A 26,109-nucleotide genomic window follows, 5' to 3' on the forward strand; every position below is an offset into this window, starting at 1 on the left:
ACCCGGGACGGGGCCGGGGGCCTGCATGAGGGCCGCCGTCCTCCCCATAGTCGAGGAGCAGCCGATGACCGCGACCACCAAGTCGCTGCACCTGCCCGCCGGCAGCGCCGCGGCCGAGCCCTACGCCCTCGAGGTGACGCCCGAGTCCGCAGGCTGGGGACACACCAGCCTGCGGGTGCTCGAGCTCTCCGCCGGAGGCGCCCACACCCTCGACACCGGCCCGGACGAGGTCGTCGTCGTCCCGCTGGAGGGCGGCCTGATCGTCGAGTGCGAGGGCGCCGTGCTGACCCTCGCCGGTCGCAGCGGCGTCTTCGCCGGCCCGACCGACTTCGCCTACCTGCCCCTCGGAGCGACGGCGACGCTCTCCAGCCGGGGCGGCGGGCGGTTCGCCCTGTGCGGCGCCCGGGCCCGCCGGCGGCTGCCGGTGCGCTACGGCCCGGCCGCGGACGTCCCGGTCGAACTCCGGGGTGCCGGACGGTGCAGCCGCCAGGTGAACAACTTCGCGACCGCGGGGGTCTTCGAGGCCGACGCCGTCATCGCCTGTGAGGTCCTGACCCCGGGCGGCAACTGGTCGTCGTACCCGCCGCACAAGCACGACGAGACCTCCGAGGTGGAGAGCGAGCTCGAGGAGGTCTACTACTTCGAGGTCGCCCCCGGACCGGAGGGCCGGCCCGGCCTGGCCTACCACCGCGTCTACGGCACCGCCGACCGCCCCATCGACGTCCTCGCCGAGGTCCGCGACCGCGACGTCGTCCTGGTCCCCCACGGCTGGCACGGCCCGTCCATCGCCGCTCCCGGGCACGACCTCTACTACCTCAACGTCATGGCCGGCCCCGGTCCGGAACGGGACTGGCGGATCGTCGACGACCCCGACCACGCCTGGATCCGCGGCACCTGGGCCGACGAGCCGGTCGACCCCCGGCTGCCCCTGCACGCCCCCGTCGGCACCGCTCAGAACGGAGAGTTCCGACAGTGAGCCAGCCCCTCCCGCCGCCGGCCGCTCCCGAGACCGTGCGGCTGACCGTCGCCCAGGCCGTCGTCCGCTTCCTGGCGCAGCAGCACACCGAGCGCGACGGGCAGCGGCAGCGGCTGTTCGCCGGCTGCTTCGGCATCTTCGGCCACGGCAACGTCGCCGGCCTCGGCCAGGCGCTGCTGCAGGCCGAGATCGACACCCCCGGCGCGCTGCCCTACGTGCTCGGCCGCAACGAGCAGGCCGTCGTGCACACCGCGGTCGCCTACGCCCGCGCCAAGGACCGGCTGCAGACCTGGGCGATCTCGACCAGCGTCGGGCCGGGCTCGACCAACACGCTCACCGGCGCCGCGCTGGCCACGATCAACCGGCTGCCGGTGCTGCTGCTGCCGGCCGACACCTTCGCCACCCGCTCGGCCGGGCCGCTGCTGCAGGAGCTCGAGCGTCCGGACAGCGGCGACGTGACCGTCAACGACGCCTTCCGGCCGGTGTCGCGCTACTTCGACCGCATCTGGCGGCCCGAGCAGCTGCCCGGCGCCCTGCTCGGCGCCATGCGGGTGCTCACCGACCCCGCCGAGACCGGCGCGGTCACCCTGTGCTTCCCGCAGGACGTGCAGGCCGAGGCGTTCGACTGGCCCGTGGAGCTGTTCGCCGAGCGCACCTGGCACGTCGGCCGGCCGCTGCCCGAGGCGGCCGCGCTGGCCCGCGCGGTGGAGGTGATCCGCTCCGCCCGGCGGCCGCTGGTCGTGGCCGGCGGCGGGGTCGTCTACTCGCAGGCCACCGAGGCGCTGGACGCGTTCGCCTCCGCGACCGGCATCCCGGTCGGGCAGACCCAGGCCGGCAAGGGCGCACTCCCCTACGACCACCCGCAGTCGGTGGGCGCGATCGGCTCCACCGGCACGACGGCGGCCAACGCCCTGGCCCGCGAGGCCGACGTCGTCATCGGGATCGGCACGCGGTACCAGGACTTCACCACGGCCTCGCACACCGCCTTCAACGACCCCGGCGTGCGCTTCGTGAACGTCAACGTCGCCGCGATGGACGCCGCCAAGCACGCCGGCGTCACCGTGCAGGCCGACGCCCGCGAGACCCTCACCGCCCTGTCCGACGCGCTGGCCGGATGGTCGGTCGACGACTCCTACCGCGCCCGCACCGCGGAGCTCGCCGCGGAGTGGGAGGCCACCGTGCAGGCCGCCTACCACCCGCAGACCCCGAGCGCCGGCGAGGGCGGCCGGCTGACCCAGAACGAGGTCATCGGACTGGTCAACGAGGTGTCCGGTCCGCGGGACGTCGTGGTCTGCGCCGCGGGGTCGATGCCCGGCGACCTGCACAAGATGTGGCGGGTGCGCGACCCCAAGGGCTACCACGTCGAGTACGGCTACTCGACCATGGGCTACGAGATCCCCGGCGGCATCGGGATCCGGATGGCCAGCCCGGACCGCGACGTCTTCGTCATGGTCGGTGACGGCTCCTACCTGATGATGCCGACCGAGCTGGTCACCGCCGTGCAGGAGGGCGTCAAGATCATCGTCGTCCTGGTGCAGAACCACGGCTTCGCCTCGATCGGCGCCCTCTCGGAGTCCCTCGGCTCCCAGCGGTTCGGCACCCGCTACCGGTACCGCTCGTCCTCCGGCCGACTCGACGGCGACGTGCTGCCGGTCGACCTCGCCGCCAACGCCGCGAGCCTCGGCGTCGACGTCCTGGTCGCGCAGGACGGCCCCAGCTTCGAGGCAGCCCTGCGCAAGGCCAAGGCCGGCGACCGGACGACGGTCGTGCACGTGGAAACCGACCCGCTGATCGACGCGCCGTCCAGCGAGTCCTGGTGGGACGTCCCGGTCAGCGAGGTCTCGACGCTGTCGAGCACCCAGCGGGCCCGCGCGGTCTACGACCGCTGGAAGGCCGTCCAGCGCCCCTACCTCGCCCCGCCCCAAGCCTGACCCACACCCACTGATCCACCCGTCCCAGGAGGAGGACCGCATGAGCGCGGACAACCAGCTGGCCCCCGCACCGCAGGAGAACGCCGGCGACGGCCGGGGCCGCAGCCGGATCCGGGTGGGGTCGGCACCCGACTCGTGGGGCGTCTGGTTCCCCGACGACCCGCAGCAGGTCCCCTGGCAGCGGTTCCTCGACGAGGTGAGCACCTGCGGGTACGAGTGGATCGAGCTCGGCCCCTACGGCTACCTCCCCACCGACCCGGCGCGGCTGTCCGACGAGCTCGGCGCGCGCGGGCTGCGGGTCTCGGCCGGGACGGTGTTCGAGCACCTGCACCGGCCGGACTCCTGGGACGCGGTGTGGAGCCAGGTGAAGGACGTCGCCGCGCTGACCGCGGCGATGGGCGGCACCCACGTCGTCGTCATCCCCGGGATGTTCCGCGACGAGAAGACCGGGGCCGACATCGAGCCCCGGCGGCTGACCCCCGAGGCCTGGCAGGCCAAGACCACGGGCGTCGAGCGGCTGGGCCGCGCGATGCAGGAGGAGTACGGCCTGTCCATCGCCTACCACCCGCACGCGGAGAGCCACGTCGGGTACCAGGAGGATATCGAGCGCTTCCTCGCCGACACCGACCCGGCGTTCGTGCCGCTGTGCCTGGACACCGGGCACGTCAGCTACTACCGGGGCGACAACCTGCACCTGATCCGCACCTACCCGGAGCGGATCGGCTACCTGCACCTCAAGCAGGTCGACCCGGCGGTCATCGACGAGGTGCTGGAGAAGGACGTCGTCTGGCCCGAGGCCGTGCGGATGGGCGCCATGGTCGAGCCGCCGAACGGCGTGCCCGCCTACCCGCCACTGTTCGAGGCGATCGAGGAGCACGGCCTCGACGTGTTCGCGATCGTCGAGCACGACATGTACCCGTGCCCACCCGACCAGCCGTTCCCCATTGCGCAGCGCACCCACCGCTACATCGGCAGCTGCGGCCACCCGTCGCTGCAGATCGGCGCGCCGAGCACCGCGGCGACCGGATCGGAGGCCCGGGCGTGACGACCGCCGAGACCCGCGCCGGGGCGCTTCCCGACCTCGCCGACATCCCGGCGCGCGACCTGCGGGTCGCCGTCCTCGGCGTCGGGATGATGGGTGCCGACCACGTGTCGCGCCTCTACAGCCGCATCTCGGGGGGCTCCGTGGTGGCGGTCAGCGACGCTTTCCCGGAGAAGGCCGAGCAGGTGGCGGCCGCGGTGCCCGGCTGCCGGGTGATCGGCGACCCGCTGGCCGCGATCAACGACGACGACGTCGACGCCGTCCTGATCGCCACGCCCGGCCGGTTCCACGAGGAGCAGGTGCTCGCCTGCATCGAGCAGGGGAAGCCGGTGCTGTGCGAGAAGCCGCTGACCATGGACGCCGCCAGCTCCCTGGGGATCGTGCGGGCCGAGGATGCGTACACCGCCCGCACCGGCCGCCGTCTGGTCACCGTGGGGTTCATGCGCCGCTTCGACCCCGAGTACGCCGAGCTCAAGGCGCTGATCGACTCCGGCGGGCTCGGCGAGCCGCTGGTCGTGCACTGCGCGCACCGCAACGCCGCCGTCCCCCCGCACTTCACCAGCGAGATGATGGTCAACGACTCGGTGGTCCACGAGGTCGACGTGACCCGGTTCCTCCTCGACGAGGAGATCGCCGCGGTCACCGTGCTGCGGCCGCGGGCGACCCGGCACGCGGTCGCCGGCCAGTCCGACCCGCTGCTGGTGGTCTTCGAGACCACGGGCGGCCGGATGGTCGACGTCGAGTGCTTCGTGAGCACCGGGGTCGGCTACGAGGTGCGCACCGAGGTCGTCGGCGAGGACGGCAGCGCGATGATCGGCCTCGACGCCGGCCTGGTCCGCACCTCCGGTGGGCCGACCGGCGCGGCCCGGTCCAGCGGCATCGCGCCGGACTTCCGCCAGCGGTTCGGGCGGGCCTACGACATCGAGCTGCAGCGCTGGATCGACGCCGCCCGCCGCGGGGAGATCGACGGGCCGGGCGCGTGGGACGGCTACGCCGCCCAGGCCGTCTGCGCGGCCGGCGTCGAGGCGCTCCGCACCGGTCAGCGCACCGAGATCCGGCTGGAGCCGCGGTGAGGATCGCCCTGGACCCGCAGATGCTGCGGACGACGCCGCTGCTGGAGCTGCCGGACGTGGTGGCCGGCATGGGCTACGAGTGGATCGAGCTCTCGCCCCGGGAGGACTTCGTCCCGTTCTTCAAGCACCCCCGGGTCGACACCGCCACGGTGCGCGCGTTGCGGTCGAAGCTCGCCGACGCCGGCGTGGGCGTCACCTCGCTGCTTCCGGTCATGCGCTGGTCGGGACCCGGCGAGGTCGAGCGGCAGGCCGCCGTCCGCTACTGGAAGCGGGCGATCGAGATCGCCGTCGAGCTCGGCGTGCATACGATGAACTCCGAGTTCAACGGACGCCCCGAGGCCCCGGAGCTCGCCGAGGCGATGTTCTGGCGGTCGATGGAGGAGCTGCTGCCGGTCCTCGAGCGCGAGGGCGTGAAGCTGGCGCTCGAGCCGCACCCGGACGACTTCATCGAGCTCGGCCACCCGGCGGTCGACATGGTGCGCGGCATCGACTCGCCGTGCGTCTCCTTCCTGTACTGCCTGCCGCACACGTTCCACCAGGGCGACGACGCGGCCGGGATCATCGCGCACGCCGGCGAGCTGCTCACCCACGTGCACGTCGCCGACTCGATGGACCACCGGGCCTCCGACGGGCTGCGCTACATCACCAACCCGCCCGGCAACAGCACCCGCGTGCACCAGCACGCGGAGATCGGCCGCGGGGACGTCGACTTCGACGAGGCCTTCGCCGCGCTGGCCGGGATCGGCTTCGACGGTGTGCTGACCACGTGCGTCTTCGGCTGGGACGACCAGGCCCGCGAGTCCGGCATCCGCATGCTCGACGGGATCCGCCGGCTGGTCGCCAAGCACTTCCCCGCCGGGTCGCTCCCCGACGCCGACGCCGCCCGGCCCGAGGGCGGCACGAACCGGCCGAACTTCCCGCAGACCCCGCTCCCCGACGACACCGCTCCCTGAGAGGTAGCCATGCCCACGCACATCCCGCACTGGATCGACGGCGCCCGCCGGAACGGCGCCAGCGGCCGCACCGGAGAGGTGACCGACTCGGCGACCGGCGAGGTCATCGGCGAGGTGGCGCTCGCCGATGCCTCCGAGGTCGACGCGGCCGTCGCCGCCGCCACCGCGGCGTTCCCGGGCTGGCGCGACACGTCGCTGGCCAAGCGGACGGCGGTGCTCTTCCGCTTCCGCGAGTTGCTCAACACCCGCAAGCCCGAGCTGGCCGCGATCATCACCGCCGAGCACGGCAAGGTCCTCGACGACGCACTCGGCGAGGTCTCCCGCGGCCAGGAGGTCGTCGAGTACGCCTGCGGCGTGCCCTCGCTGGTGCGGGGCGGCTTCACCGAGAACGCATCGACCAACGTCGACGTGTACTCGATCCGCCAGCCGCTCGGCCCGGTGGTGATCATCAGCCCGTTCAACTTCCCGGCGATGGTGCCGATGTGGTTCTTCCCGATCGCGATCGCGACCGGCAACACCGTCGTCCTCAAGCCCAGCGAGCAGGACCCCTCGGCCGCGCTGTGGATGGCCGAGCTGTGGAAGGAGGCCGGCCTGCCCGACGGCGTGTTCAACGTCGTCCAGGGCGACAAGGTCGCCGTCGACCGGCTGCTGGAGCACCCCGAGATCCGGTCGGTGTCCTTCGTCGGCTCCACCGCGATCGCCCGCTACGTCTACGAGACCGGCACCCGCAACGGCAAGCGGGTGCAGGCCCTGGGCGGGGCGAAGAACCACATGGTCGTGCTGCCCGACGCCGACCTCGACCTGGCCGCCGACGCGGCGGTGAACTCCGGGTTCGGGTCGGCCGGCGAGCGGTGCATGGCGATCAGTGCGGTGGTCGCCGTCGGCGGGATCGGCGACGACCTGGTCGCCCGCATCGCCGAGCGCACCGCGACCCTGCGCACCGGCGACGGCCGCAAGGGCAGCGACATGGGCCCGCTGATCAGCAAGCGGCACCGCGACCGGGTGGCCTCCTACGTCGAGGCCGGCGAGAAGGAGGGCGCGAAGCTGGTCGTGGACGGTCGCCAGGTGACCCCCGACGGCAGCGAGGACGGCTTCTGGCTCGGCCCGACCCTCGTCGACCACGTCGAGCCGCCGATGAGCGTGTACACCGACGAGATCTTCGGGCCGGTGCTCTCGGTGCTGCGGGTGGACACCTACGAGCACGCCGTCGAGCTGATCAACCGCAACGAGTACGGCAACGGCACCGCCATCTTCACCAACGACGGCGGCGCCGCCCGGCGCTTCCAGCACGAGGTGCAGGTCGGGATGATCGGCATCAACGTGCCCATCCCGGTCCCGATGGCCTATTACTCCTTCGGCGGGTGGAAGAGCAGCCTCTTCGGCGACTCCCACGCCCACGGCGCCGAGGGTGTGCACTTCTTCACCCGCGGCAAGGTCATCACCAGTCGCTGGCTGGACCCCAGCCACGGCGGCCTGAACCTCGGCTTCCCCCAGAACGCCTGAGACCGGCCGGCGCCGGCGAGACCCGTCTCCGCCGGCGCCGGCCCCGCACGCGGATCAGCCCCGCGGTGCTCCACCGCGGGGCTGATCGCTGTGCTCGCACAGTGCCGCAACCGCCCGGACCCTGCTCGCGTCATCCGAACCCCGCGACGATCACGGAGCCGCGGTGGCGACACGCCCGCGGGCTTGTCGCCTCCCCAGGTCCATGATCGTCGGGAGGACCTGCCGGGTCGTCAGAGCGTGAACGCGGCGCGGAACCGGTCGAGGGCCACGGCCGGGTCTCCGGCGGCCCAGCCCTCCAGGGCGACGACCCCCGCGTAACCGAGCCGGTCGAGCGCGGCGGCGATCGCCGGGTGGTGGATCTCCCCGGTGCCCGGCTCGCACCGGCCGGGGACGTCGGCCACCTGGATCTCGCCCACCAGCGGCAGCGCCCGCTCCACCAGCTGGACGAGGTTCCCCTCGCCGATCTGCGCGTGGTAGAGGTCCAGGTTGAGCCGCAGGTGCGGGCTGCCCACGGCCTCGACCAGCGCGATGGTGTCCGCTGCAGGGGCGAACGGAGTCCCCGGGTGGTCGACGGCGGTGTTGAGGTTCTCCAGCGTGAAGACCCGGCCGGCCCGCTCACCCAGCGCCGCCAGCCGCTCGAGCGTGCGGGCCGCGGTGAGCCACATCGCCGGGGTGACGACCTCGGTCGGCACCACCGGCAGCCCGCGGCCGTCCAGCCCGGTCCCGTGCACGTTGAGCCGCGGGCAGTCCAGCCGCTCGGCGACGGCGAGGGACTGCTCGGCGGTCCGCAGCAGCTCCTCGGCGCCGTCGGGGTCCGCGAGCGTGCCGGTGACGTACCCGGTCATCGAGGAGAACGTCGCGCCGGTCGCGACGAGCTCGTCGACGTCCTTCGCCGTCCAGTCCCAGATTTCCACCTCGAACCCGAGGTCGGCTATGCGCCGCACCCGCTCGGCGAACGGCAGGTCGCGGAAGAGCATCTCGGCGGAGGCGGCGAGTCGGAACGGCGTCACTTATCGACCCGCACCGGGCCGCCGGTGCGCACCGACTCCGCCGCGGCCAGCGCGATGGCCAGCGCCGCGCGCGCGTCCTCGCCGGTCACAGGGGCCGGGCGCCCCACCCGGACCGCCTCGACGAAGGCGGCCAGCTCGGCGGTGTAGGCCTCGGGGAACAGCTCCTGGTCCCCGCGGACCGTCTCGACGAGCCGCCCGGCCGGCCCGGAGAAGGCCATCCCGCTGCGGCGGCCGTCGCCCATGGTGGCCATGCCGCCGGAGCCGAGCACCTCGCCACGGACGTCGTAGCCGTAGGCGGCCTCGAAGCAGGCCTCGGCCAACGCCATCGCGCCGTTGTCGAACCGCACCGTGACCACCGCGGTGTCCAGCAGGCCGCTGTCCCGCCAGTCCGGCTCCACCAGCGCGTCGCCGACGGCGGAGACCTCGACGGCCTCGGCGCCGGGGTTGAGGAAGCGCAGCGTGTCGAAGTCGTGGATCAGCGTCTCGAGGAAGATCGTGTCCGGCAGCACGCGGGATGGGTCGAAGCCGCCGGGGTCACGGGTCAGCGAGCGCAGCAGGCGCGGGGTGCCGAGCGTCCCGGCGTCGAGCAGGGCCCGGGCGGCCCGCCAGTCCGCGGCGAAGCGGCGGTTGAAGCCCACCTGCAGGACGACGCCCGCGGAACGGGCGGCGTCGATGGCCCGGTCGGCCTCCGGGAGCGTGACCGCCATCGGCTTCTCGCAGAACACGTGCCGGCCCGCACCCGCGGCGGCGACGACCAGGTCGGCGTGCGACCGGGCCGGCGCCGCGATCACTACGGCCTGCACAGCGAGGTCGTCCCAGGCCTGGTCGACGGTGGTGTACGCCCGGTCCGCCCCGAGCGTGCCGGCAAGCCGTTCCGCGGCCCCCGGTGCGGGGTCGACGACGGCGGCCAGCCGCGCGTGCGGCAGTCGCCGGGCGAGCGTCTCGGCGTGGAAGGCCCCCATCCGCCCCGATCCGATCAGGGCCACACCCACGGTCCCAGTCGCCATCCCGACTCCTCTGCTAGAACGTTCTAGGCCACCGTCAGCGTGACGCCGACCACCTCCCCCGTCAAGGGCACTGAGCTAGAACGTTCTAGGTTGTCGGACTACGCTCCCCCCGTGCCCTCGCCGAGTTCCGACCGGCGGCCGACCCTGGCCGACGTCGCGGCCCGCGCCGGGGTCTCCACGGCGCTCGTCTCGATCGTGATACGCGACGCCCCCGGCGCCAGCAGCGCGACCCGCGAGCGGGTACGACGCGCCGCCGACGAGATCGGCTACCGCGCCGACACCCGCGCCCGCCTGCTGCGCAGCTCCCGCAGCCGGCTGATCGGCGTCGTGTTCGGGGTCCAGCACGCCTTCCACGGCGACCTGCTGACCTGGCTCTACGACGCCGCCGGGAAGGTCGGGTACGAGCTGGCACTGAGCGCCGTCACGCCGGGACGCGGGGAGCAACGGGCGGTCGACAGCCTGCTGGGGGACCGCTGCGAGGCGCTGGTGCTGCTCGGCCCAGCGTCGCCCACCGCACACCTCACCCACCTGGCCACCCGCCTGCCGGTCGTGGTCGTCGCCCGCTCCGTGCGGTCCACCGCGGTCGACGTCGTCCGGACCGCCGACGACGAGGGCATGCACCTGGCGCTGGACCACCTGGTGGCGCTCGGCCACCGCGACGTGGTGCACGTCGACGGCGGGCGGGCACCGGGCGCCGCCGAGCGCCGGCGGGGCTACCGCGAGGCGGTGCGTCGGCACGGGCTCACCCCGCGCGTCCTGCCCGGCGGGCTCACCGAGGACGACGGCGCCGTCGCGGCACGCGCCCTCCTGGCCGGCCCCCTGCCCGGTGCGGTCACGGTCTTCAACGACCGGTGCGCCCTGGGCCTGCTCGACGTCCTCCGCCGAGCGGGGCGCACGGTGCCCGGGGACGTCAGCGTGGTCGGCTACGACGACAGCCGGATCGCCCGGCTCTCCTCGGTCGACCTCACCTCCGTCGCCCAGGACGTCGGGCAGCTGAGCACGCTGGCCGTGCGGCGGGCCCTCGACCGGCTGGACGGGGTCCCCGTCGAGCAGCGCGAGCTGGTGGTCCCGCCCCGGCTCGTCGTCCGGAGCACCACCGCCCCACCCCGCTCCCGGTGACGTCGTGGAACGGCCCTCCTCCAGGGTCCCGCCGCGAGCTCGTGAACGGTGGGGGCAGGAGGATCCTTCTTCAGAGGTCCAGCACCAGCCGATCCGTACGGGCACGGGACACGCAGATCATCATGCAGTCGTCGGCCTCCCTCTCCTCCGGGCTCAGGACGGAGTCCCGGTGGTCCGGCACGCCGCCGAGGACGGCGGTCTCGCAAGTGCCGCAGGTGCCCTCCGCGCACGAGGACAGGACGCCGATGCCTGCCTCCTCGACGACCGACAGGATCGACCGGTCGGGCGGGACGGTGAGGGTCAGTTCGCTCTGCGCCAGCTCGATCTCGAAGGCCTCGGTCCGCACCGGCTCGGTCTGCGGCCGGGGCGCGAACCGCTCCACGTGCAGCGCCCCGCGCGGCCAGCCGGCACAGCGCCGCTCGACCGCCGCCAGCAGCGGCTCGGGGCCGCAGCAGTAGACGAGGGTGTCCGGCCGGGGGGTGCCGAGCAGGGCGTCGAGGTCGAGCAGCCCGGTCTCGTCCTGGGGGCGGACCGAGACCCGGTCGCCGTACTGCGCGAGCTCGTCGAGGAAGGCCATCGACGCGCGGCGCCGGCCGCCGTAGACCAGCTCCCAGTCGGCGCCCGCCGCCTCCGCGGCCCGGATCATGGCCAGGACCGGGGTGATGCCGATGCCACCGGCGATGAACAGGTACCGCGGCGAGGCCACCAGCGGGAAGTTGTTGCGCGGGCCGCGGATGCGGACGGCGTTCCCTTCCTGCAGCCGGTCGTGGACGAAGAGGGAGCCGCCGCGTCCCTCCGGGTCACGCAGGATGCCCAGCCGGTAGGCGGAGTGGTCGGCCGGGTCGCCGCACAGCGAGTACTGCCGGGTGGGCGCCCCGTCCAGGACCAGGTCGACGTGCGCGCCCGGCTCCCAGGCGGGCAGCGGCCGGCCGCCGGCCTCCCGCAGGGTCAGGGCGACGACGCCGTCGGCCGCCTCCTGCTTGGCGACCACCGTCGCCCCGGCCTCGAACTCCGAGGTGGCGAGGGTGACGGTCGTCGTCCGGTGGGAGACGGCCTCGACGTGCGGCCGGCGGCTCGAGCGGCCGAAGGTGATCGGCAGGTTCTTCCAGACGTACATGTTCGGCGAGCTCGGGTAGAAGGTCGGCGGACCGGCCAGCTCGTAGTCGCCCAGCACGGGCAGGGCCTCCTCGAGGGCGATCCGCGCCTCCAGGCGGGCCAACGGCGCGCCCAAGCACCCGTGCACGCCCTCACCGAACCCCAGGTGCCGACCGCGGGGCCGGGTGATGTCGAAGCGGGCCGGGTCGGGGAACTGGCGCTCGTCCCGGTTGGCCGCCCCCATCACCAGCACGACCCGGCCGCCCTTCGGGATGGTGACCCCGTGCAGGGTGACCTCGCGCGACGTGGTCCGGGCGGTGAGCTGCAGGGGCGTGATGAGGCGCATCGCCTCCTCGACCGCGGCCGGGATGAGCGACGGGTCGGCCTGCAGCAGCGCCCGCTGGTCGGGGTTCTCGGCGAGCAGCTCGAACAGCGTGCCGGTCAGCCCGGCGGTGGACTCCACGCCGCCGAGGAAGAGGATCATCATCAGACCGCTGACCTCGGAGGCCGGCGTCACCTGCGCGTCGACGAACGGCACCCCGCCGATGTCGGCCTGCACGAACCGGGTGACCAGGTCCTCGCGGGCGCGGCGGCGGCGGTCCTCGAGCAGGTCGATGAAGTACTGCTGGACGGCCGCGGTGGCCGCCTTCGCCACCGGGGTCAGGTGCGGGGTGCCGGGCACGCGGTCCTTGAGCTCGTGCGTCCAGTGCTCCAGCTGCTGGCGCCGCGCCTGCTCGACGGGGTCCTCGGCGTGCCGGCTCGGCAGGCCCATGAGGTGGAAGAAGACGTCGAAGGGCATCGGCCAGGCCAGCTCCTGGGCGATGTCCACCGTTGCGCGGCCCCCCGCGCCGCGGTCCCGCCAGGAGCCGACCAGGTCGCGCACCACGGCGCGGATGCCGTCCTCGAGCTCGGCGATCCGGCGCGGCACGAAGTAGGGCTGCACCACCGAGCGGACCTGGTCGTGCCGGGGGTTGTCCATGCTGCCGATCGAGCCGGGCGGCACCTGCTCCAGGCGGCTGTCGTCGATGTCCATGCCTTCGAAGCTGCGGAACGTGTCCGCGTCGAGCGCCGCCGCCCGCACGTCCTCGAAGCGGGTCAGGACCCACCAGCCCCACCGCTCGTTGTAGGCGACGGGCGCCTCGTCGCGCAGCCGGCGGTACACCTCGAACGGGTGGGACGTGTAGAAGTCCGGCCGGAACGGGTCGTAGTCCAGCGCGGTGCTGAGCGGGGTGGTGGCGGTCTCGGCCATGTGGGTCTCCGCGGTCGGGAGCGGCTCGGCTTGAAGCGCTTGAAGACTCGCGGGTGACCCAGGCCACTGTCAACCGCTTGTCAGGACAAACTCCTCCGGACACGGCGTCGGATGGGGCACCCCCGCAGGAGATCGCCCATCCTGCCGATGCGGGACTCAGTCCCCTCCCGGCGGCGGACCGGTCGTCCCCCGCACGACCAGCCGCGGGGGGACGACGACCTCGCGACGCTCGGTGCGGCCACCGTCCAGCCGTTCGACCACCGCGGCGACCGCGTGCCGCACCAGCTGCCGGGACTCCTGGCTGACCGTGGTGAGGTCGACGTGCGCCAGCCGCGAGAGGGGGCTGTCGTCGTAGCCCACCACCGATACCCGGCCCGGGACGTCCACCCCGCGGCGCAGCAACGCGTCGAGCAGCCCTACCGCGGAGGCGTCGTTGTAGGCCACGACCGCGGTCGGGGGCGCGTCCGACGCGAGCAGCGTCCGCGCCGCCCGCGCTCCGGCCGCCTCGCCGTGGTCCCCTTCCACGACCTGCACGCGCGACGCGAGCCGGTGCCGGCGCATGGCCCGCTGGTAGCCGCGCCGCCGGCCGGCCGCGATGACCCCGGGCCCGCCGTCGACGTGGGCGATGCGGCGGTGTCCGAGGCCGACGAGGTGGTCCACGGCAAGCGCGACGCCGTCGTCGTCCGCGGCCCGGACGACGTCGACGCCGTCGGCCGACACCGGGCGTCCGACGGCGATCACCGGCAGCTGCCGAGCCAGCGCGCTCAGCCGGGCGACGGGCGCGTCCGGCCCCAGCAGGACCAGCGCCTCGCAACGCGAGTCGAGCAGCGTCTCGACCGCCCGCCCCTCGTCCCGGGTGCGGGTCACGGTGCTCAGCACCAGGTCGTACCCGTGCTCCTCGGCCGCCTCGTGGACGTCCTCGACGAGCTGGGCGTGGAAGGTGCTGCGGACGTCCATCAGGACGCCGATGAGCCGACTGCGCCGGCGGGCCAGCAGGCTGGCCGCGCGGTCGGGCCGGTATCCCAGCCGGCCCGCCGCGTCCAGCACGCGCTCGCGGGTGGCGCTGCTCGGCCCCGGGGCGCCGCGCAGCACGAGCGACACCGTCGCCGGGGAGACCCCCGCCTCGGCCGCGACGTCCTGCAGCCGGGGACGACGCGCCGACTCCTCCGCGCTCAGGTCGTCCACCTCCTCCCTTGACACGACCGCGGCCCCCTGCTGTGATCTGCGCCATCATTAAAGCGCTTTAAGGCCGTCCGGGCGACTCGCCCAGCGCGCAGCGTGCCACGTCGGCGGGATCGCGCCCGCCCCACCGCCGGAGGGGAACAGCCATGTCACTCCAGCCACTGTCCGTGGCGGTCATCGGGGCCGGGATGGCCGGCCGCAGCCACGCCTCCGGCTACCGCCAGGTGAACACCGTCTTCGGTGAGGGCCTGCCACCCGTCCGGCTGGCCGCGATCGCCGACGCCAACGAGCAGCTCGCCCGGGACGCGGCCCGCCGCTACGGGTTCGAGAAGGCGGTGTCCAGCTGGGAGGAGGTCGTCGAGGACCCCTCGATCGACGTGATCAGCATCGTCGTCGGCAACTCCCTGCACCGGCCGATCGCCGAGGCGGCCATCGCCGCCGGCAAGCACGTGCTCTGCGAGAAGCCACTGGCCGGCTCGATGGAGGACGCGCAGGCGATGGTCGCCGCCGAGCAGTCCGCGGACGTGGTGACCGCCGTCGGCTACACCTACCGCCGCTCCCCGGCGATCGCCGCCATCCGCGACCACGTGCAGAACCGCGAGCTGGGTGAGCTGACCCTGTTCGACGGCCGCTACTGGTGCGACTACGCCTGCGACCCGCGCGGCCCGCTCACCTGGCGGTACAGGGGCGGACCCGGCAGCGGTGCCCTCGGCGACATCGGGGCCCACGTCATCGATGTCGGCCAGTTCCTCTGCGGGCCGGTCGTGTCGGTGTCCGGAGCGGTGCTGTCCACCCAGATCGCCGAGCGGCCGCTGCCGCTCGGCGCCGTGGTCGGCCACCATGCCGCCCCGGTGAGCGAGGAGATGGGCGAGGTCGAGAACGAGGACACCGCCGTGTTCACGGCCCGGTTCGAGTCCGGACTGTCCGCGTCGTTCTCGGTGTCACGCACCGCCTTCGGCATGCCCAACGGGCTGGCCTTCGACGTGTACGGGCTGGACGGACGCGCCTCCTTCGACTGGCACCGGCCCTCGGAATACCTCGTCGACGACCGTCAGACCGAGGCCCGCACCCGCGGCGTCCGGCAGGTCATCGTCGGCCCGCAGATGCCCTACTTCGCCGGCGGCTACCCCATGGAGGCGCCGGGCGTGGGCGGCGGCAACGCCGAGATGTTCGTCTACCAGTGCCGCGCCTTCCTGGACCAGATCGTCGGCACTCCCGACCCGCTGCCGCGCAACGCCACTTTCGCGGACGCCTTCCACACCATGCAGATCGTCCAGGCCGTCGTGGAGTCCGCGCAGTCCGACGGCGCGGCCACCGAGGTCCCCACCGCCGTCCCCACCCACTGACCGGAAGGCCCATCCCCGATGTCCCTGAAGCTGGGCGCCTACACCGCCTGCCTGCACGACCGACCGCTGGAGCAGGCCCTCGACGTGCTGCAGGCCGACGGCCTGACCTCCGTCGAGGTCAACACCGGCGGCTTCATCCCCTCCCCGCACTGCCACGTCGACCTGCTGCTCGCCTCCGAGCAGGCCCGGCGCGACTACCTGGAGACCTTCACCCCCCGCGGGATGGAGCTGACCGGGCTCAACTGCAACGGCAACCCGCTCAACCCGCTGCCCGGCGTCGGCCCCAAGCACGCCGACGACCTGCGCCGCACCATCGAGCTGGCCGGGCTGCTCGGCGTCCGGAACGTCGTGACCATGTCGGGCACGCCCGGCTCCGACCCCGACGCCAGGTATCCGTCCTGGGTGGTCAACCCCTGGGACGGCGTCTACCTGGACGTCCTGGACTACCAGTGGGGCGTCGCGGCGGAGTTCTGGACCGGGATCGACGCCCTCGCCCGCGCCAACGACGTCCGGGTGGCCATCGAGATGCACCCGCACAACCTGGTGTTCTCCCCGGTGACCCTGCGCCGGCTGGTCGACACCATCGGCGCCACGAACATCGGCGCCGAGATGGACCCCTCGCACCTGATGTGGCAGGGCATGGACGTCGTCGCCTGCATCCGCGACCTCGGCCCGCTGGTGTTCCACGCCGCGGCCAAGGACGCGGCCATCTTCCCCGGCGTCGACATCCGGGGCGTGCTGGACACCTCGTTCACCCGGGTGCCCGCCGACGCCCCGGGCAGGGTCCCCACCGGCTACGGCTCCTGGTGCAACGCGTGGCCGGAGAACCCGGCGTGGCGGTTCGTCGCCGTCGGCGTCGGCCACGACGTCGACTGGTGGACCGGGTTCCTCCGCGCGCTGGCCGAGGTCGACCCGGACATGGCGGTCAACATCGAGCACGAGGACGCCACCTACGACCGCCTCCAGGGCCTCGCGCTGGCCGCGGAGAACCTGCGGGCGGCGGCCGAGAAGCTGTAGCGGCGGGTCACGCCCCGGCCCGGTGCGGCTCGAGCGCCGCCCCCGCGGCCGGGACGGCGGGCCGGGGCGACGCGGGTGACCCCAGGACCCCGATCCGGAGAGGCCCGGCCCCGTCCGTCGTCACCGGTAGAGCTCGGGCCGCCCGGGGAGCTCCACCGCCACCCGGCCCCCGGCGTGCAACGACTGCAGCGCCGCGTCCGAGACGACCTGCGCGGCGTAGCCGTCCCAGGCGCTCGACCCCTGCGGTGGCCGCGCGGCGACGACCGAGTCGACCCACTCGCGGAGCTCGACGTCGTAGGACAGCGTGAACCGCTCCCGCCAGTCGGCCGGGACGAGACCGGCGACGGTGCCCTCGCGGCGGATCCGCACCGGTGCCGGTTCGGCCAGTTCGACGGTGCCGGTCTCCCCCGACACCTCGCAGCGGATCTCGTAGCCGTAGTGCACGTTGACCGACACCTCGAGGTCGACGAGGACGCCGTCCGCCATCTCGAAGAGCACGAGCAGCGGGTCCTGCAGTTCGCCGCCGCGGCTGCTCCTGCGGGGCGTGAACACCTGGGCGGCGACGATCTCCTGGCCGAACAGCCAGCGCAGCTCGTCGATCTCGTGGATCGCGGTGTCGGCGATGGACATGTCGCGGGTGTAGTGCGCGGGCACCGAGGCGTTGCGGTGGGCGCAGTGCACGAGCAGCGGGGCGCCGATGACCCCGTCGTCCACTGCCTGCCTGAGGGCCCGGTGCGCGGGGTCGAAGCGCCGGTTGAAGCCGACCTGCACCAGCCGCCGGCCGGCGGCGACCTCGGCGTCGACGACCCGCCGGCAGGCCTCCTGCGTCGTGGCCAGCGGCTTCTCGCAGAACACCGGCTTGCCGGCGGCGATGCACGCCAGCACGTACGGCTCGTGCGTCGGCCCCCACGAGGTGACGACGACGGCGTCGACCGCATCCGATGCGATGACGTCCTCGCCGCTGGGCAGCGCCTTGGCGGCGGGGAGCTGCGCAGCCACGGTCGCAGCGCGTCCGGCGTCCGCGTCGGCCACCGCGACCACCCGGCTGCCCCCGGGACCGCCGTCCAGCCGGCGGATGTGCTCCTGGCCGATCATGCCGACCCCGATGACCCCGACGTCCAGCGCCACGACCCCTCCTCGGTCCCGTCCGGCCCGGCGCAGCGCAGGGCCGTGTCGAGGCTGTGCGCCGGACCACGGCCAGGTCAACGGCACAGGTCCGTCAAGAACCCCTCAACGGGTCACCGCGCTGACAGGAGCTCTGCCGGGATGTTGTGCGGCGTCACCACCTGGACGCCGGAGTGCCAGGACCGCGGGGTGCCGGGCAGCGCGCCGTGGGCCTGCATCACGACGTGGCAGGCGCGGCGCAGGTCGAGTGCGAGGTCGTGGTGCAGCACCGCGGACAGCCGGCCCTCCCGCAGCAGGGCGAGGTTCTCGGCGTCCAGGTCGTGGGCGACGAACGCGCGGCAGCTGCGCCCGGCATCGGCGAAGGCCGCGACGGTCGCGGCGTTGCCGCCGGCGGCGTACATCGAGTACACGGCGGCGATGTCCGGGTCGGCGGCGATCGCGTCGCGGACGAGTCCGCGCAGCACGTCGTCGTCCCCGGTCACGTCCACCAGGTCGACCTGCCGCCGACCCGGACGCAGCGCGCGGGCGGTGGCCCGGAAGCCCATCTCCCGGTCGTCCTCGCCACGGAAGGACCCGGTGCCCCGGGTGACGAGGACTGCGGCGTCGTCGGGCAGCCACTGGTCGAGCAGGTAGGCGGCGGTCGCGCCGGCCGCCCGGTTGTCCAGGCCGACGTAGGCGACCCGGCGGCTGGTCGGCAGGTCCGTCACCAGCGTGGTGACGGGGATCCCGGCCTCGGCCAGCCGCTCGACCGCCGCGACGACCAGCGGGTGGTCTGGGGCCTTGAGGACGACGCCCTGCGACCCGCGCCGGGCGATCCCGTCGAGCGTGGCCGCCAGCCCGGTCACCGGTGGGGCCTCGGCGAGGTGGAACCGGGCCCGGAACGTCGCCGGGCGGACCACCGGCAGCTGGGACTCCAGGGCCGCCCGCACCGCGGCGGAGAACCGGGCCGGCGCGTCGACGACCAGGTCGAGGAAGAACGTCCGCCCGGTCAGCCGCACCTGCGAGCGCTGCCGGTGCAGGTCGGCGATGGCGCGGTGCACCTCCTGCACCGTGCTCGCGCGGACCCCGCCCCGGGCGTTGAGGACGCGGTCGACCGTCGCCTCGGACAGGCCGGCCTGGCGGGCGATCTCGCGGATGGGGTAGGGGTGCGGCACGGCACCAGTTTGAGGGGTCTCTGAGGGTTGACCGCGTGCCCGCGGGCTCACCAGGCTGACGGGATGACCACGGTCCCCTCCGTCTCCCTGGACGACGGCGTCACGATCCCCCAGCTCGGCCTGGGCACCGCCCGGCTCCCCGACGAGGAGACGCGGCGGATCGTCCGCGAGGCACTCGAGGTCGGCTACCGGTTCGTCGACACCGCGGCCAGCTACGAGAACGAGCGCGGCGTCGGCCAGGGCATCGCCGACTCCGGACTGCCGCGCGAGGAGGTCTTCGTCTCCACCAAGCTGCGCGGCCGTGACCAGGGGTACGAGACGGCCAAGGCCGCGCTGCGGGCCAGCCTGGACCGCCTGGGCACCGACCACGTGGACCTCTACCTGATCCACTGGCCGCTCCCCCGGCTCGACCGCTACGTCGAATCGTGGCGGGCGATGGAGGAGCTCCTCGACGAGGGACTCACCCGCGCCATCGGCGTCTCCAACTTCCTGCCCGCGCACCTCGACCGGCTCGCCGCCGCCTCGTCGACGGTGCCGGCGGTCAACCAGATCGAGTGCCACCCCCGCGCCCCCCAGCTCGAGCAGCGGGCCGACGACGCCCGCCGCGGCATCGTCACCGAGTCGTGGTCGCCGCTGGCCAACGGCGGGGAACTGCTGCGGCAACCGGTGCTCACGGAAATCGGGGCGCGCCACGGCCGGACACCCGCGCAGGTGGTGCTGCGCTGGCACGTGCAGCAGGGCCTGGTGACCTTCCCCAAGGCGTCGTCCCGCAGCCGGCTGGTCGAGAACCTCGACGTCTTCGGCTTCGAGCTCGACGGCGAGGACATGGCCGGCATCGCCACGCTGGCCGACGGCACCCGCGTCAACGGCCAGCACCCGGACGTCTGGGAGGAGTTCTGAGCCCCACCCGATGACGGGTTCTTGAGGGATCGGCGGCCTTGTGGACGCGGTATCCCGATCGCCAGGCTCGGGAGTGCCCGCCCCGCTCAGGAAGGACGACGCCATGACCGCACCCCTCGCGGCCCGGACCGCTCCCGGCTGGTTCACCGCGGACGACTGCCGTCTGGAGGACTTCCGCGCGCTCGTCGAGACGACCACCGACCTGGCCGAGTACCCCTCCGCCGACGAGGTGCGCGAGAACGTCCTCGTCTACGGCCCACGGCTGCGCGACTCCGTCGCCAGCCCCGAGGGGCGTCGGGCGGTGCAGGCCGAGCTGGCCCGTGCGCTCGCCGACGGCCCGGGGATCGTCGTGTTCGCCGGCGCCTTCCCCGACACCGCGGTCGTCGACCGGGCGACGGCGGTGTGCCAGGCGATGATCGACGAGCAGAAGGCGGCCGGCGTCGTCGGCGGCGACCACTTCGCCAAGCCGGGCGCCAACGACCGCATCTGGGGCGCGCTGGACAAGTTCGCCGTCCGGGACCCGGAGGCCTTCGCCGCCTACTACGGCAACGACGTCATCGCGCTGGTCTCCGAGGCGTGGCTCGGCCGCGGCTACCAGCTCACCAGCCAGGTCAACGTGGTGAACCCCGGAGGGCAGGCCCAGGTCGCCCACCGCGACTACCACCTGGGCTTCATGTCCGAGGAGCAGGCCCTGGCCTACCCGGCGCACGTGCACCGGCTCTCCCCGGTGATGACGCTGCAGGGCGCGGTGGCGCACTGCGACATGCCGGTGGAGACCGGGCCGACGATGTACCTGCCGCACTCGCAGAAGTACCCCCCCGGTTACGTCGCCTTCCACCGGCCGGAGTTCACCGCCTACTTCGACCAGCACTTCGTCCAGTTGCCGCTGCGCACGGGTGACGCCGCCTTCTTCAACCCGGCGCTCTTCCACGGGGCGGGCACCAACCGCTCGGCCGCCGTGCGCCGCATGGCCAATCTGCTGCAGGTCTCCTCCGCCTTCGGCCGGGCCATGGAGACCGTCGACCGGACGGCGATGGTCCGGGCGCTCTACCCGGTGCTGCTGGCGCAACGGGCCGCCGGCGCCGACGAGCGCACGCTGCGCAACGTGTTCGCCGCCTCGGCGGAGGGCTACGCCTTCCCGACCGACCTCGACCGTGACCAGCCGATCGGCGGCCTGGCGCCGGAGACCCAGGCCGAGCTGGTGTGGCGCGCCCTGCAGGAGGACTGGTCTCCCGAAGACCTCCACCGGGAGCTGGCCGAGCAGGCCGGGCGCCGCACCAGTGGGGCGCGCCGGGACAGCTGACACCGCCCCGACCGGCTCCGGGCGTTCCCCGTCGAACGACGACCACGGAGGAGCAGTGGCGACACGCGGGCCGACAGCCGCGTGTCGCCACGACCCCCTCGTGATCGTCACGGATCGGCGCCGTGGCCCCGTCCCGGGGCCCGCGCCGTCCTTGCTCAGCGCTTGAGCTCGTGGGAGAGCTCGGCGAGCTCCTGGCCCCCCGCCATCTCGGCGGTGAGCTCCTCGAGCGTGACCTCGGAGCGCTTCTTGTCCAGCACCCGGCGACCGAGCTTCAGGATGACGAAGTGGTCGCCGACCATGTAGGCGTGGTGGGGGTTGTGCGTGATGAAGACGACCCCCAGGCCGGCGTCGCGGGCAGCGGCGGTGTACTTGAGCACCACGCCCGACTGCTTGACACCCAGTGCTGCGGTGGGCTCGTCCAGGATCAGCACCCGCGCACCGAAGTAGACCGCCCGGGCGATCGCGACGCACTGCCGCTGACCGCCGGAGAGCGTGCCGATCGGCTGGTTGATGTCCTTGACGTGGATCCCCATCTTCTGCAGCTCGGTGTCGGCGATCTCCCGCATGGCCTTGATGTCCAGCGGTGCGAGGGGGTAGTTGCCCTTCCGGATCTCCGAGCCGAGGAAGAAGTTGCGCCAGACCTCCATCAGACCCACGACGGCGAGGTCCTGGTAGACGGTGGCGATCCCGGTGTCGAGGCTCTCGCGCGGTGAGGAGAAGTGCCGCTCCTTCCCATCGACGCGGAGCGTCCCCTCGGAGTGCGGGTGGAGGCCTGAGATGATCTTGATCAGGGTGGACTTGCCGGCGCCGTTGTCCCCGAGGACGCAGGTCACCTCGCCGGCGTTGACGGTGAGATTGACGTCCTCCAGCGCCCGGATGGCGCCGTAGGCCTTGCCGACCCCGTCCATCTCGACCAGGGGTTCACCCTTGTGCAGGTCGCGCGCGGCGTGCTCGGCGATGGTGTCGGTCATGGTCACTTCCTCCGGGCGGCGTAGTTCTTGACGTACAGGTTGACCAGGACGGCGAGCAGCAGCATCACGCCGAGGAAGGTGCGGAACCAGTTCGGGTCCCAGCCGGCGAAGACGATGCCCTGGGTGGTCATGCCGAAGATGAGGGCACCCAGCGCCGACCCGACCGCCGAGCCGTAGCCGCCGGTGAGCAGCGCCCCGCCGACGACCGCGGCGATGATGTAGACGAACTCGTTGCCCACGCCGATGCCGGCCTGCACGGTGCTGAAGTTCATCAGCAGGTGCATGCCGAGGAACCAGGCCAGGAAGCCGACGGCCATGAACAGGCCGATCTTGACCTTGCGGACGGGGACGCCGACCGCGCGGGCGCTGGCCTCGTTGCCGCCGGAGGCGAAGATCCAGTTGCCGACCCGGGTGCGCAGCAGGACCCACGTGCCGACGGCCACGAACAGCGCCCACCACAGGATGGTGATGTTCAAGGTGATCAGGCCCAGGTTCACATCGGAGGCGAACACGGCCCGTGCGGAGTCGAAGCCGTCCAGCTGGTTGATGTTGGGCGTCGCGACGGCACCGGTGATCAGCCTCGTGACGCCGAGGTTCAGCCCCTGCAGCACGAAGAACGTGGAGAGCGTCACCAGGAAGCTGGGGATGCCGGTGCGCACCACCAACCAGCCGTTGAGGAAGCCGATGGCCAGGGCGACGACCAGGCTGACCACGACGCCGACCCACACGTTGAGGCTCAACTGGTAGCACAGCATCGCCGCGGTCAGCGCCGCCGTGGTCACCGCGACACCGGCGGACAGGTCGAACTCGCCGCCGATCATGAGCAGGGCCACGCCGACGGCCACGATGCCGATCGTCGCGCTGGCGTACAGGTAGGTCGACGCCGCGGGCAGGGACCGGAAGGTCGGGGCGGCCGCGTAGAAGAAGAGGAAGACGGCGATGGCGGCTGCGAGGGCGCCGACCTCGGGGCGGGCGAGCACCCGGGACACCAGCGACCGCTGCTGGCGGGCCGGTGCGGCGGGCGCACCGGCGCCGGGTGGGGACGGTTGCGATGAGGGCTGTGTCGCCACGGGCGAGCTCATGGCCTTGCTCCCAGGGGGTGTGGGCGGGGGAGCCGGGCCGGACGCCCGGCTCCCCCGGACGGAACTAGCGGGTGTTGTTCTCCGTGAACGGCAGGATCGCGTCGATGTTGCTCGAGTCGACGATCGACGGGCCCGTCAGGACCGGACCACCACCTCCGATGTCGTTCCCGTTGGTGATGTTGAGCCACAGCGAGGTCACGGCCATGTAGCCCTGCACGAAGGGCTGCTGGTCGACCGAGAACGCGATGCCGCCGCTCTGGATCTGCTGGGCCACGTCCTGGTTCAGGTCGAAGGTGGCGATGGCGGCCTGGCTGCCGACGTCGTCCTTGGACTGCTGTGATGCCAGCGCGATGTCCGCACCCAGCGCCACGATCGCGGTGACCGACGGGTCCTGCTGCAGCTTGGCCCCGATCGTCTGCTGGACCGACGGGAGGTCGCGCCCGTTGACGTAGAGGATCTCGGTGTCGGGGTAGGTCTTGGCCACGCCGGCGCAGCGGGTCTCCAGCTGCACCTGGCCCTGCTCCTGGATGACGCAGACGGTCTTCCCGGTCGACCCGGTCTCGGCGAGCTGCGTGCCGACGGCCTGCCCGGCGAGGTCCTCGTTCGAACCGAAGTACATGGAGACGCCGAAGTCGCGGTACGCATCCCCACCGGCGTTGAACGCCACGACCGGGATGCCGGCGTCGACCGCGTCCTGCGCGGCCGGCCCGATGGCGTCGGGCGTGGGCAGGGTGACCGCCAGGCCGTCGACCCCACTGTCGATGGCGTTCTGCACGAGCGTGGCCTGCCGGCCGGCGTCCGGGTCCGCGGAGTAGTTCAGCGTGATGTTGTGGTTGGCGGCCGCGGCCTCGGCCCCGTTGCGGATCTTGTCCCAGAACGTGTCACCCGGCGCCTCGTGGGTGACCATCGCGATGGTGTACTCCTCGCCGGCGGCGGCGGCGCCGCCGTCGTCCTGCGCACCGCCCTGGCTGCTGCACCCGGCCGCCACCAGGCCCAGGACACTCACAGCGGCCAGCGTCCTCAGCGGCTTTCTGACAGTTCTCATCGAGTGCGTTCCTCTCGTGCGATCCACCAGGGAAGCTGCCCCTGAGACGCTATGTTCGGACAAACTGACATGAGGAATGTGACACGAGTAACATGGGTCGTCAATAGCCTCCCCGTCCAGGCCCCGCCTCGACAGGGGCATCGCCCCGGCACCACTCCGACAGCCGAGCGGGTACGGGTCGAGGCAGCGTGTGGCGACAGGAACCCCGGCGGCAACCCGCCGGTGAACTCACCTCAGAGGGTCGGGACGTCGACCCAGCCGCGGACGGCCGCGGACTCGACCATCGCCTCCAGCGCGACAGCGGCGTGGACGGCGTCGTCGATCCAGGTCCCGTGCGGACGGCCGTCGACGATGGAGCGCAGGAAGTCGGCACACTCGACGACCTTGAGGTCGTCGTACCCCATGGCGATGCCCGAGCCGGGCTGGAACGCGGCGTACGCGCCGGCGCCGGGGCCGACGTGCACGGTGCTCACGGGCTGGTCCTGGTAGGCGCCCCCTCGGCTGACCCCGAGCTCGCCCATCCGGCGGAAGTCCCAGAACAGCGCGCCGGCGGTGCCGTGCACCTCGAAGCCGTAGCTGTTCTGCTCGCCGACAGCGATGCGGCTGGCCTCCAGGACGACGCGCGCACCGGACGTCGTGCGCAGCAGGGCGGAGACGTAGTCGTCGTTCTCCACGGGGCCCGGCTCTCCGCCCACGGCACGGGCGTGCCCCGACGTGGCCCCGGAGGGCCGGACCCGCTGGCCGATGAACACAGCGGTGTCCGCGGTCACCGAGGCGATGTCACCCAGCAGGTGGCGGACCATGTCCACGGCGTGCGACGCCAGGTCACCCAGGACGCCGCTGCCTCCCCGGGCGGTCTCGAACCGCCAGGTGAGCGCCCCGTCGGGATGCGCGGCGTAGTCGCTGAAGAAGCGGACCCGGGCGTGCGTCACCGCCCCGATCTCCCCGTCCGCGATCACCTGCCGGGCGGCGGCGACAGCCGGGGCGTGCCGGTAGTTGAAGCCGACCGCGCTCTGCACACCGGACTCCCGGACGGCCGCGGCCACCGCGCGGGCGTCGTCCGCCGTCAGCCCGACCGGCTTCTCGATCCAGACGTGCTTGCCGGCCCGCGCCATCTCGACGCCGATCTCACGGTGGACGAAGTTGGGCGCCGTGATGCTGACCGCCGCGACGCGGGGATCGCCGAGCACCGCGCGCCAGTCCTGGACCGGCGAGGCGAACCCGAACTGCTCCGCCGCACCCTCCGCCCGACCCGGGACCTCGTCGGCGACGACCACGAGGTCAGGGACCGGCAGTTCGGGAAAGTGGTGCCGGACGCGCGCGTAGGCCTGGGCGTGGGCGCGGCCCATCCAGCCGAAGCCCACCACCGCCACGCCGATCGGACGGCCACCACGAGTCATGTGGCCCGACGATAGTGGGACCACACCGGTCACCTCGACCGTCGCATCGTGGCGACCCGGCTCAGGTTCGGGAGGACGAGATGGTCGGCAGGCCGCTGTTCCGTCCGGGGTTGCAGGAGGGACTGCTCGACCTCCTGCGGCCTCCGTCGCCGCGGCTGGCCGCGCAGCTGAGCGAACAGGTGCGTCCCCGGCTGGCCGAGGTGGCTCATGACCGCGCCGGCCGGTCGGCCGCGGAGGTGCGCGTCGTTCTCGAAGACGTCGTCCGCTCGGCCGGGGGGGAGCCCGACCTCGATGCGCTCACCGAGTTCGCGGAGCGGATCGAGGCCGGGCAGAACCCCTTCGCCTGACCAGGGTCAGCGGGTGCGGAACAGCCGTCGGTGCGCCTGCTGGCGGAGCAGGGTGGCGACCTCGCCGCGGTCGGCGGCCTGCCCGGCCTCGACGATCAACTCCAGGTCGTTGAGCTCGGCGGCCGAGGAGTAGCCGGCCAGCTCACGCTCGAGCGTGAGGCGGGTCCGGCGCCCGGCGCGCGGGAGGGAGAGGCGGGGGGAACGGGGCGAGCGGAACATGGCTTTTCTCCGGACATGCTGACAAAGGGATGCACTCCATACAAGCGCGCCGCCGCTCTC

Annotated in this window: 23 protein-coding genes; 12 read left to right on the forward strand and 11 right to left on the reverse strand. The window is 73.2% G+C overall.

All coding sequences use genetic code 11. The annotated features are described in order from the left end of the window. Nucleotides 1-64: 64 nt before the first annotated feature. Genes iolB through BUB17_RS16970 form a run of 6 tightly spaced genes read left to right on the forward strand, consistent with a single transcriptional unit; the run spans nt 65 to nt 7,478 of the window. The gene (gene iolB, locus BUB17_RS16945; RefSeq protein ID WP_072919858.1) at nt 65-976 is read left to right on the forward strand and encodes a 5-deoxy-glucuronate isomerase; all 912 of its coding nucleotides are present in this window, start codon (nt 65-67) and stop codon (nt 974-976) included. Continuing rightward, on the forward strand, nt 973-2,907 hold the full coding sequence (gene iolD / locus BUB17_RS16950) for a 3D-(3,5/4)-trihydroxycyclohexane-1,2-dione acylhydrolase (decyclizing) (RefSeq protein WP_072919859.1): 1,935 nt from the start codon (nt 973-975) through the stop codon (nt 2,905-2,907). Before iolB ends, iolD begins: the two co-directional genes overlap by 4 nt. Nucleotides 2,908-2,947: 40 nt before the next feature. Further along, complete coding sequence (locus BUB17_RS16955; protein WP_083606389.1) at nt 2,948-3,952, forward strand: TIM barrel protein; 1,005 nt, start codon at nt 2,948-2,950, stop codon at nt 3,950-3,952. Next, nucleotides 3,949-5,022 carry a Gfo/Idh/MocA family protein gene (locus BUB17_RS16960; protein ID WP_072919860.1) on the forward strand — a complete coding sequence of 358 codons (1,074 nt, stop codon included), beginning with the start codon at nt 3,949-3,951 and terminating at the stop codon, nt 5,020-5,022. The genes BUB17_RS16955 and BUB17_RS16960 overlap by 4 nt, the downstream gene beginning before the upstream one ends. Further along, nucleotides 5,019-5,975 (forward strand): sugar phosphate isomerase/epimerase family protein, encoded by a 957-nt coding sequence (locus BUB17_RS16965; protein WP_072919861.1) that lies wholly within the window; start codon nt 5,019-5,021, stop codon nt 5,973-5,975. The genes BUB17_RS16960 and BUB17_RS16965 overlap by 4 nt, the downstream gene beginning before the upstream one ends. Nucleotides 5,976-5,984: 9 nt before the next feature. Then, nucleotides 5,985-7,478, forward strand: coding sequence for a CoA-acylating methylmalonate-semialdehyde dehydrogenase (locus BUB17_RS16970; protein WP_072919862.1), 1,494 nt, complete (start codon nt 5,985-5,987; stop codon nt 7,476-7,478). 230 nt (nt 7,479-7,708) lie between these two features. Here the strand turns inward: BUB17_RS16970 and BUB17_RS16975 are convergent, their stop codons facing one another. Together BUB17_RS16975 and BUB17_RS16980 are read right to left on the reverse strand one after the other, a co-directional pair. Further along, on the reverse strand, nt 7,709-8,488 hold the full coding sequence (locus tag BUB17_RS16975; protein ID WP_141243058.1) for a TIM barrel protein: 780 nt from the start codon (nt 8,486-8,488) through the stop codon (nt 7,709-7,711). Further along, nucleotides 8,485-9,495, reverse strand: coding sequence for a Gfo/Idh/MocA family oxidoreductase (locus BUB17_RS16980; RefSeq protein WP_072919863.1), 1,011 nt, complete (start codon nt 9,493-9,495; stop codon nt 8,485-8,487). The genes BUB17_RS16975 and BUB17_RS16980 overlap by 4 nt, the downstream gene beginning before the upstream one ends. Before the next feature lie 111 nt (nt 9,496-9,606). Here BUB17_RS16980 and BUB17_RS16985 point away from each other — a divergent pair, with 111 nt between their 5' ends. Further along, on the forward strand, nt 9,607-10,614 hold the full coding sequence (locus BUB17_RS16985; protein WP_072919864.1) for a LacI family DNA-binding transcriptional regulator: 1,008 nt from the start codon (nt 9,607-9,609) through the stop codon (nt 10,612-10,614). Between the two features lie 70 nt (nt 10,615-10,684). On the opposite strand, the gene BUB17_RS16990 is transcribed toward BUB17_RS16985, so the two are convergent. Together BUB17_RS16990 and BUB17_RS16995 are read right to left on the reverse strand one after the other, a co-directional pair. Next, nucleotides 10,685-12,958 carry a cytochrome P450/oxidoreductase gene (locus BUB17_RS16990; protein WP_072919865.1) on the reverse strand — a complete coding sequence of 758 codons (2,274 nt, stop codon included), beginning with the start codon at nt 12,956-12,958 and terminating at the stop codon, nt 10,685-10,687. Between the two features lie 156 nt (nt 12,959-13,114). Further along, the gene (locus tag BUB17_RS16995; protein ID WP_244277308.1) at nt 13,115-14,143 is read right to left on the reverse strand and encodes a LacI family DNA-binding transcriptional regulator; all 1,029 of its coding nucleotides are present in this window, start codon (nt 14,141-14,143) and stop codon (nt 13,115-13,117) included. A 143-nt stretch (nt 14,144-14,286) separates the two neighbouring features. On the opposite strand from BUB17_RS16995, the gene BUB17_RS17000 reads away from it, so the two are divergent. Together BUB17_RS17000 and BUB17_RS17005 are read left to right on the forward strand one after the other, a co-directional pair. Further along, entirely contained in the window at nt 14,287-15,486 is a 1,200-nt protein-coding gene (locus tag BUB17_RS17000; RefSeq protein WP_072919866.1) for a Gfo/Idh/MocA family protein, read from the forward strand. 18 nt (nt 15,487-15,504) lie between these two features. Then, a complete protein-coding gene (locus BUB17_RS17005) occupies nt 15,505-16,503 on the forward strand; it encodes a sugar phosphate isomerase/epimerase family protein (RefSeq protein WP_072919867.1) in 999 nt (332 codons plus the stop codon). Between the two features lie 120 nt (nt 16,504-16,623). On the opposite strand, the gene BUB17_RS17010 is transcribed toward BUB17_RS17005, so the two are convergent. After that, nucleotides 16,624-17,631, reverse strand: coding sequence for a Gfo/Idh/MocA family protein (locus tag BUB17_RS17010; RefSeq protein ID WP_072919868.1), 1,008 nt, complete (start codon nt 17,629-17,631; stop codon nt 16,624-16,626). Between the two features lie 110 nt (nt 17,632-17,741). Further along, the gene (locus BUB17_RS17015) at nt 17,742-18,782 is read right to left on the reverse strand and encodes a LacI family DNA-binding transcriptional regulator (protein ID WP_072919869.1); all 1,041 of its coding nucleotides are present in this window, start codon (nt 18,780-18,782) and stop codon (nt 17,742-17,744) included. A gap of 63 nt (nt 18,783-18,845) precedes the next feature. Here BUB17_RS17015 and BUB17_RS17020 point away from each other — a divergent pair, with 63 nt between their 5' ends. Then, nucleotides 18,846-19,682, forward strand: a complete 837-nt coding sequence (locus BUB17_RS17020) for an aldo/keto reductase (RefSeq protein ID WP_072919870.1) — start codon at nt 18,846-18,848, stop codon at nt 19,680-19,682. Between the two features lie 103 nt (nt 19,683-19,785). Beyond that, nucleotides 19,786-20,985 (forward strand): phytanoyl-CoA dioxygenase family protein, encoded by a 1,200-nt coding sequence (locus tag BUB17_RS17025; RefSeq protein ID WP_072919871.1) that lies wholly within the window; start codon nt 19,786-19,788, stop codon nt 20,983-20,985. Nucleotides 20,986-21,140: 155 nt separating this feature from the next. Here BUB17_RS17025 and BUB17_RS17030 read toward each other — a convergent pair whose 3' ends face one another. From BUB17_RS17030 to BUB17_RS17045, 4 genes are all read right to left on the reverse strand, one after another. After that, entirely contained in the window at nt 21,141-21,956 is an 816-nt protein-coding gene (locus BUB17_RS17030; RefSeq protein ID WP_072919872.1) for an ATP-binding cassette domain-containing protein, read from the reverse strand. A 2-nt stretch (nt 21,957-21,958) separates the two neighbouring features. After that, the gene (locus BUB17_RS17035) at nt 21,959-23,038 is read right to left on the reverse strand and encodes an ABC transporter permease (RefSeq protein WP_072919873.1); all 1,080 of its coding nucleotides are present in this window, start codon (nt 23,036-23,038) and stop codon (nt 21,959-21,961) included. 64 nt (nt 23,039-23,102) lie between these two features. Beyond that, complete coding sequence (locus BUB17_RS17040) at nt 23,103-24,083, reverse strand: substrate-binding domain-containing protein (RefSeq protein ID WP_072919874.1); 981 nt, start codon at nt 24,081-24,083, stop codon at nt 23,103-23,105. Nucleotides 24,084-24,316: 233 nt separating this feature from the next. Beyond that, on the reverse strand, nt 24,317-25,483 hold the full coding sequence (locus BUB17_RS17045; protein ID WP_072919875.1) for a Gfo/Idh/MocA family protein: 1,167 nt from the start codon (nt 25,481-25,483) through the stop codon (nt 24,317-24,319). Nucleotides 25,484-25,563: 80 nt separating this feature from the next. On the opposite strand from BUB17_RS17045, the gene BUB17_RS26190 reads away from it, so the two are divergent. Then, on the forward strand, nt 25,564-25,830 hold the full coding sequence (locus BUB17_RS26190; RefSeq protein WP_072919876.1) for a hypothetical protein: 267 nt from the start codon (nt 25,564-25,566) through the stop codon (nt 25,828-25,830). 6 nt (nt 25,831-25,836) lie between these two features. On the opposite strand, the gene BUB17_RS17055 is transcribed toward BUB17_RS26190, so the two are convergent. Then, on the reverse strand, nt 25,837-26,049 hold the full coding sequence (locus BUB17_RS17055) for a hypothetical protein (protein WP_072919877.1): 213 nt from the start codon (nt 26,047-26,049) through the stop codon (nt 25,837-25,839). Between the last annotated feature and the right edge of the window lie 60 nt (nt 26,050-26,109).

It is taken from the genome of Geodermatophilus obscurus, from assembly GCF_900143215.1.
In the GTDB taxonomy this organism is placed as follows: Bacteria; Actinomycetota; Actinomycetes; order Mycobacteriales; family Geodermatophilaceae; genus Geodermatophilus; species Geodermatophilus obscurus_A.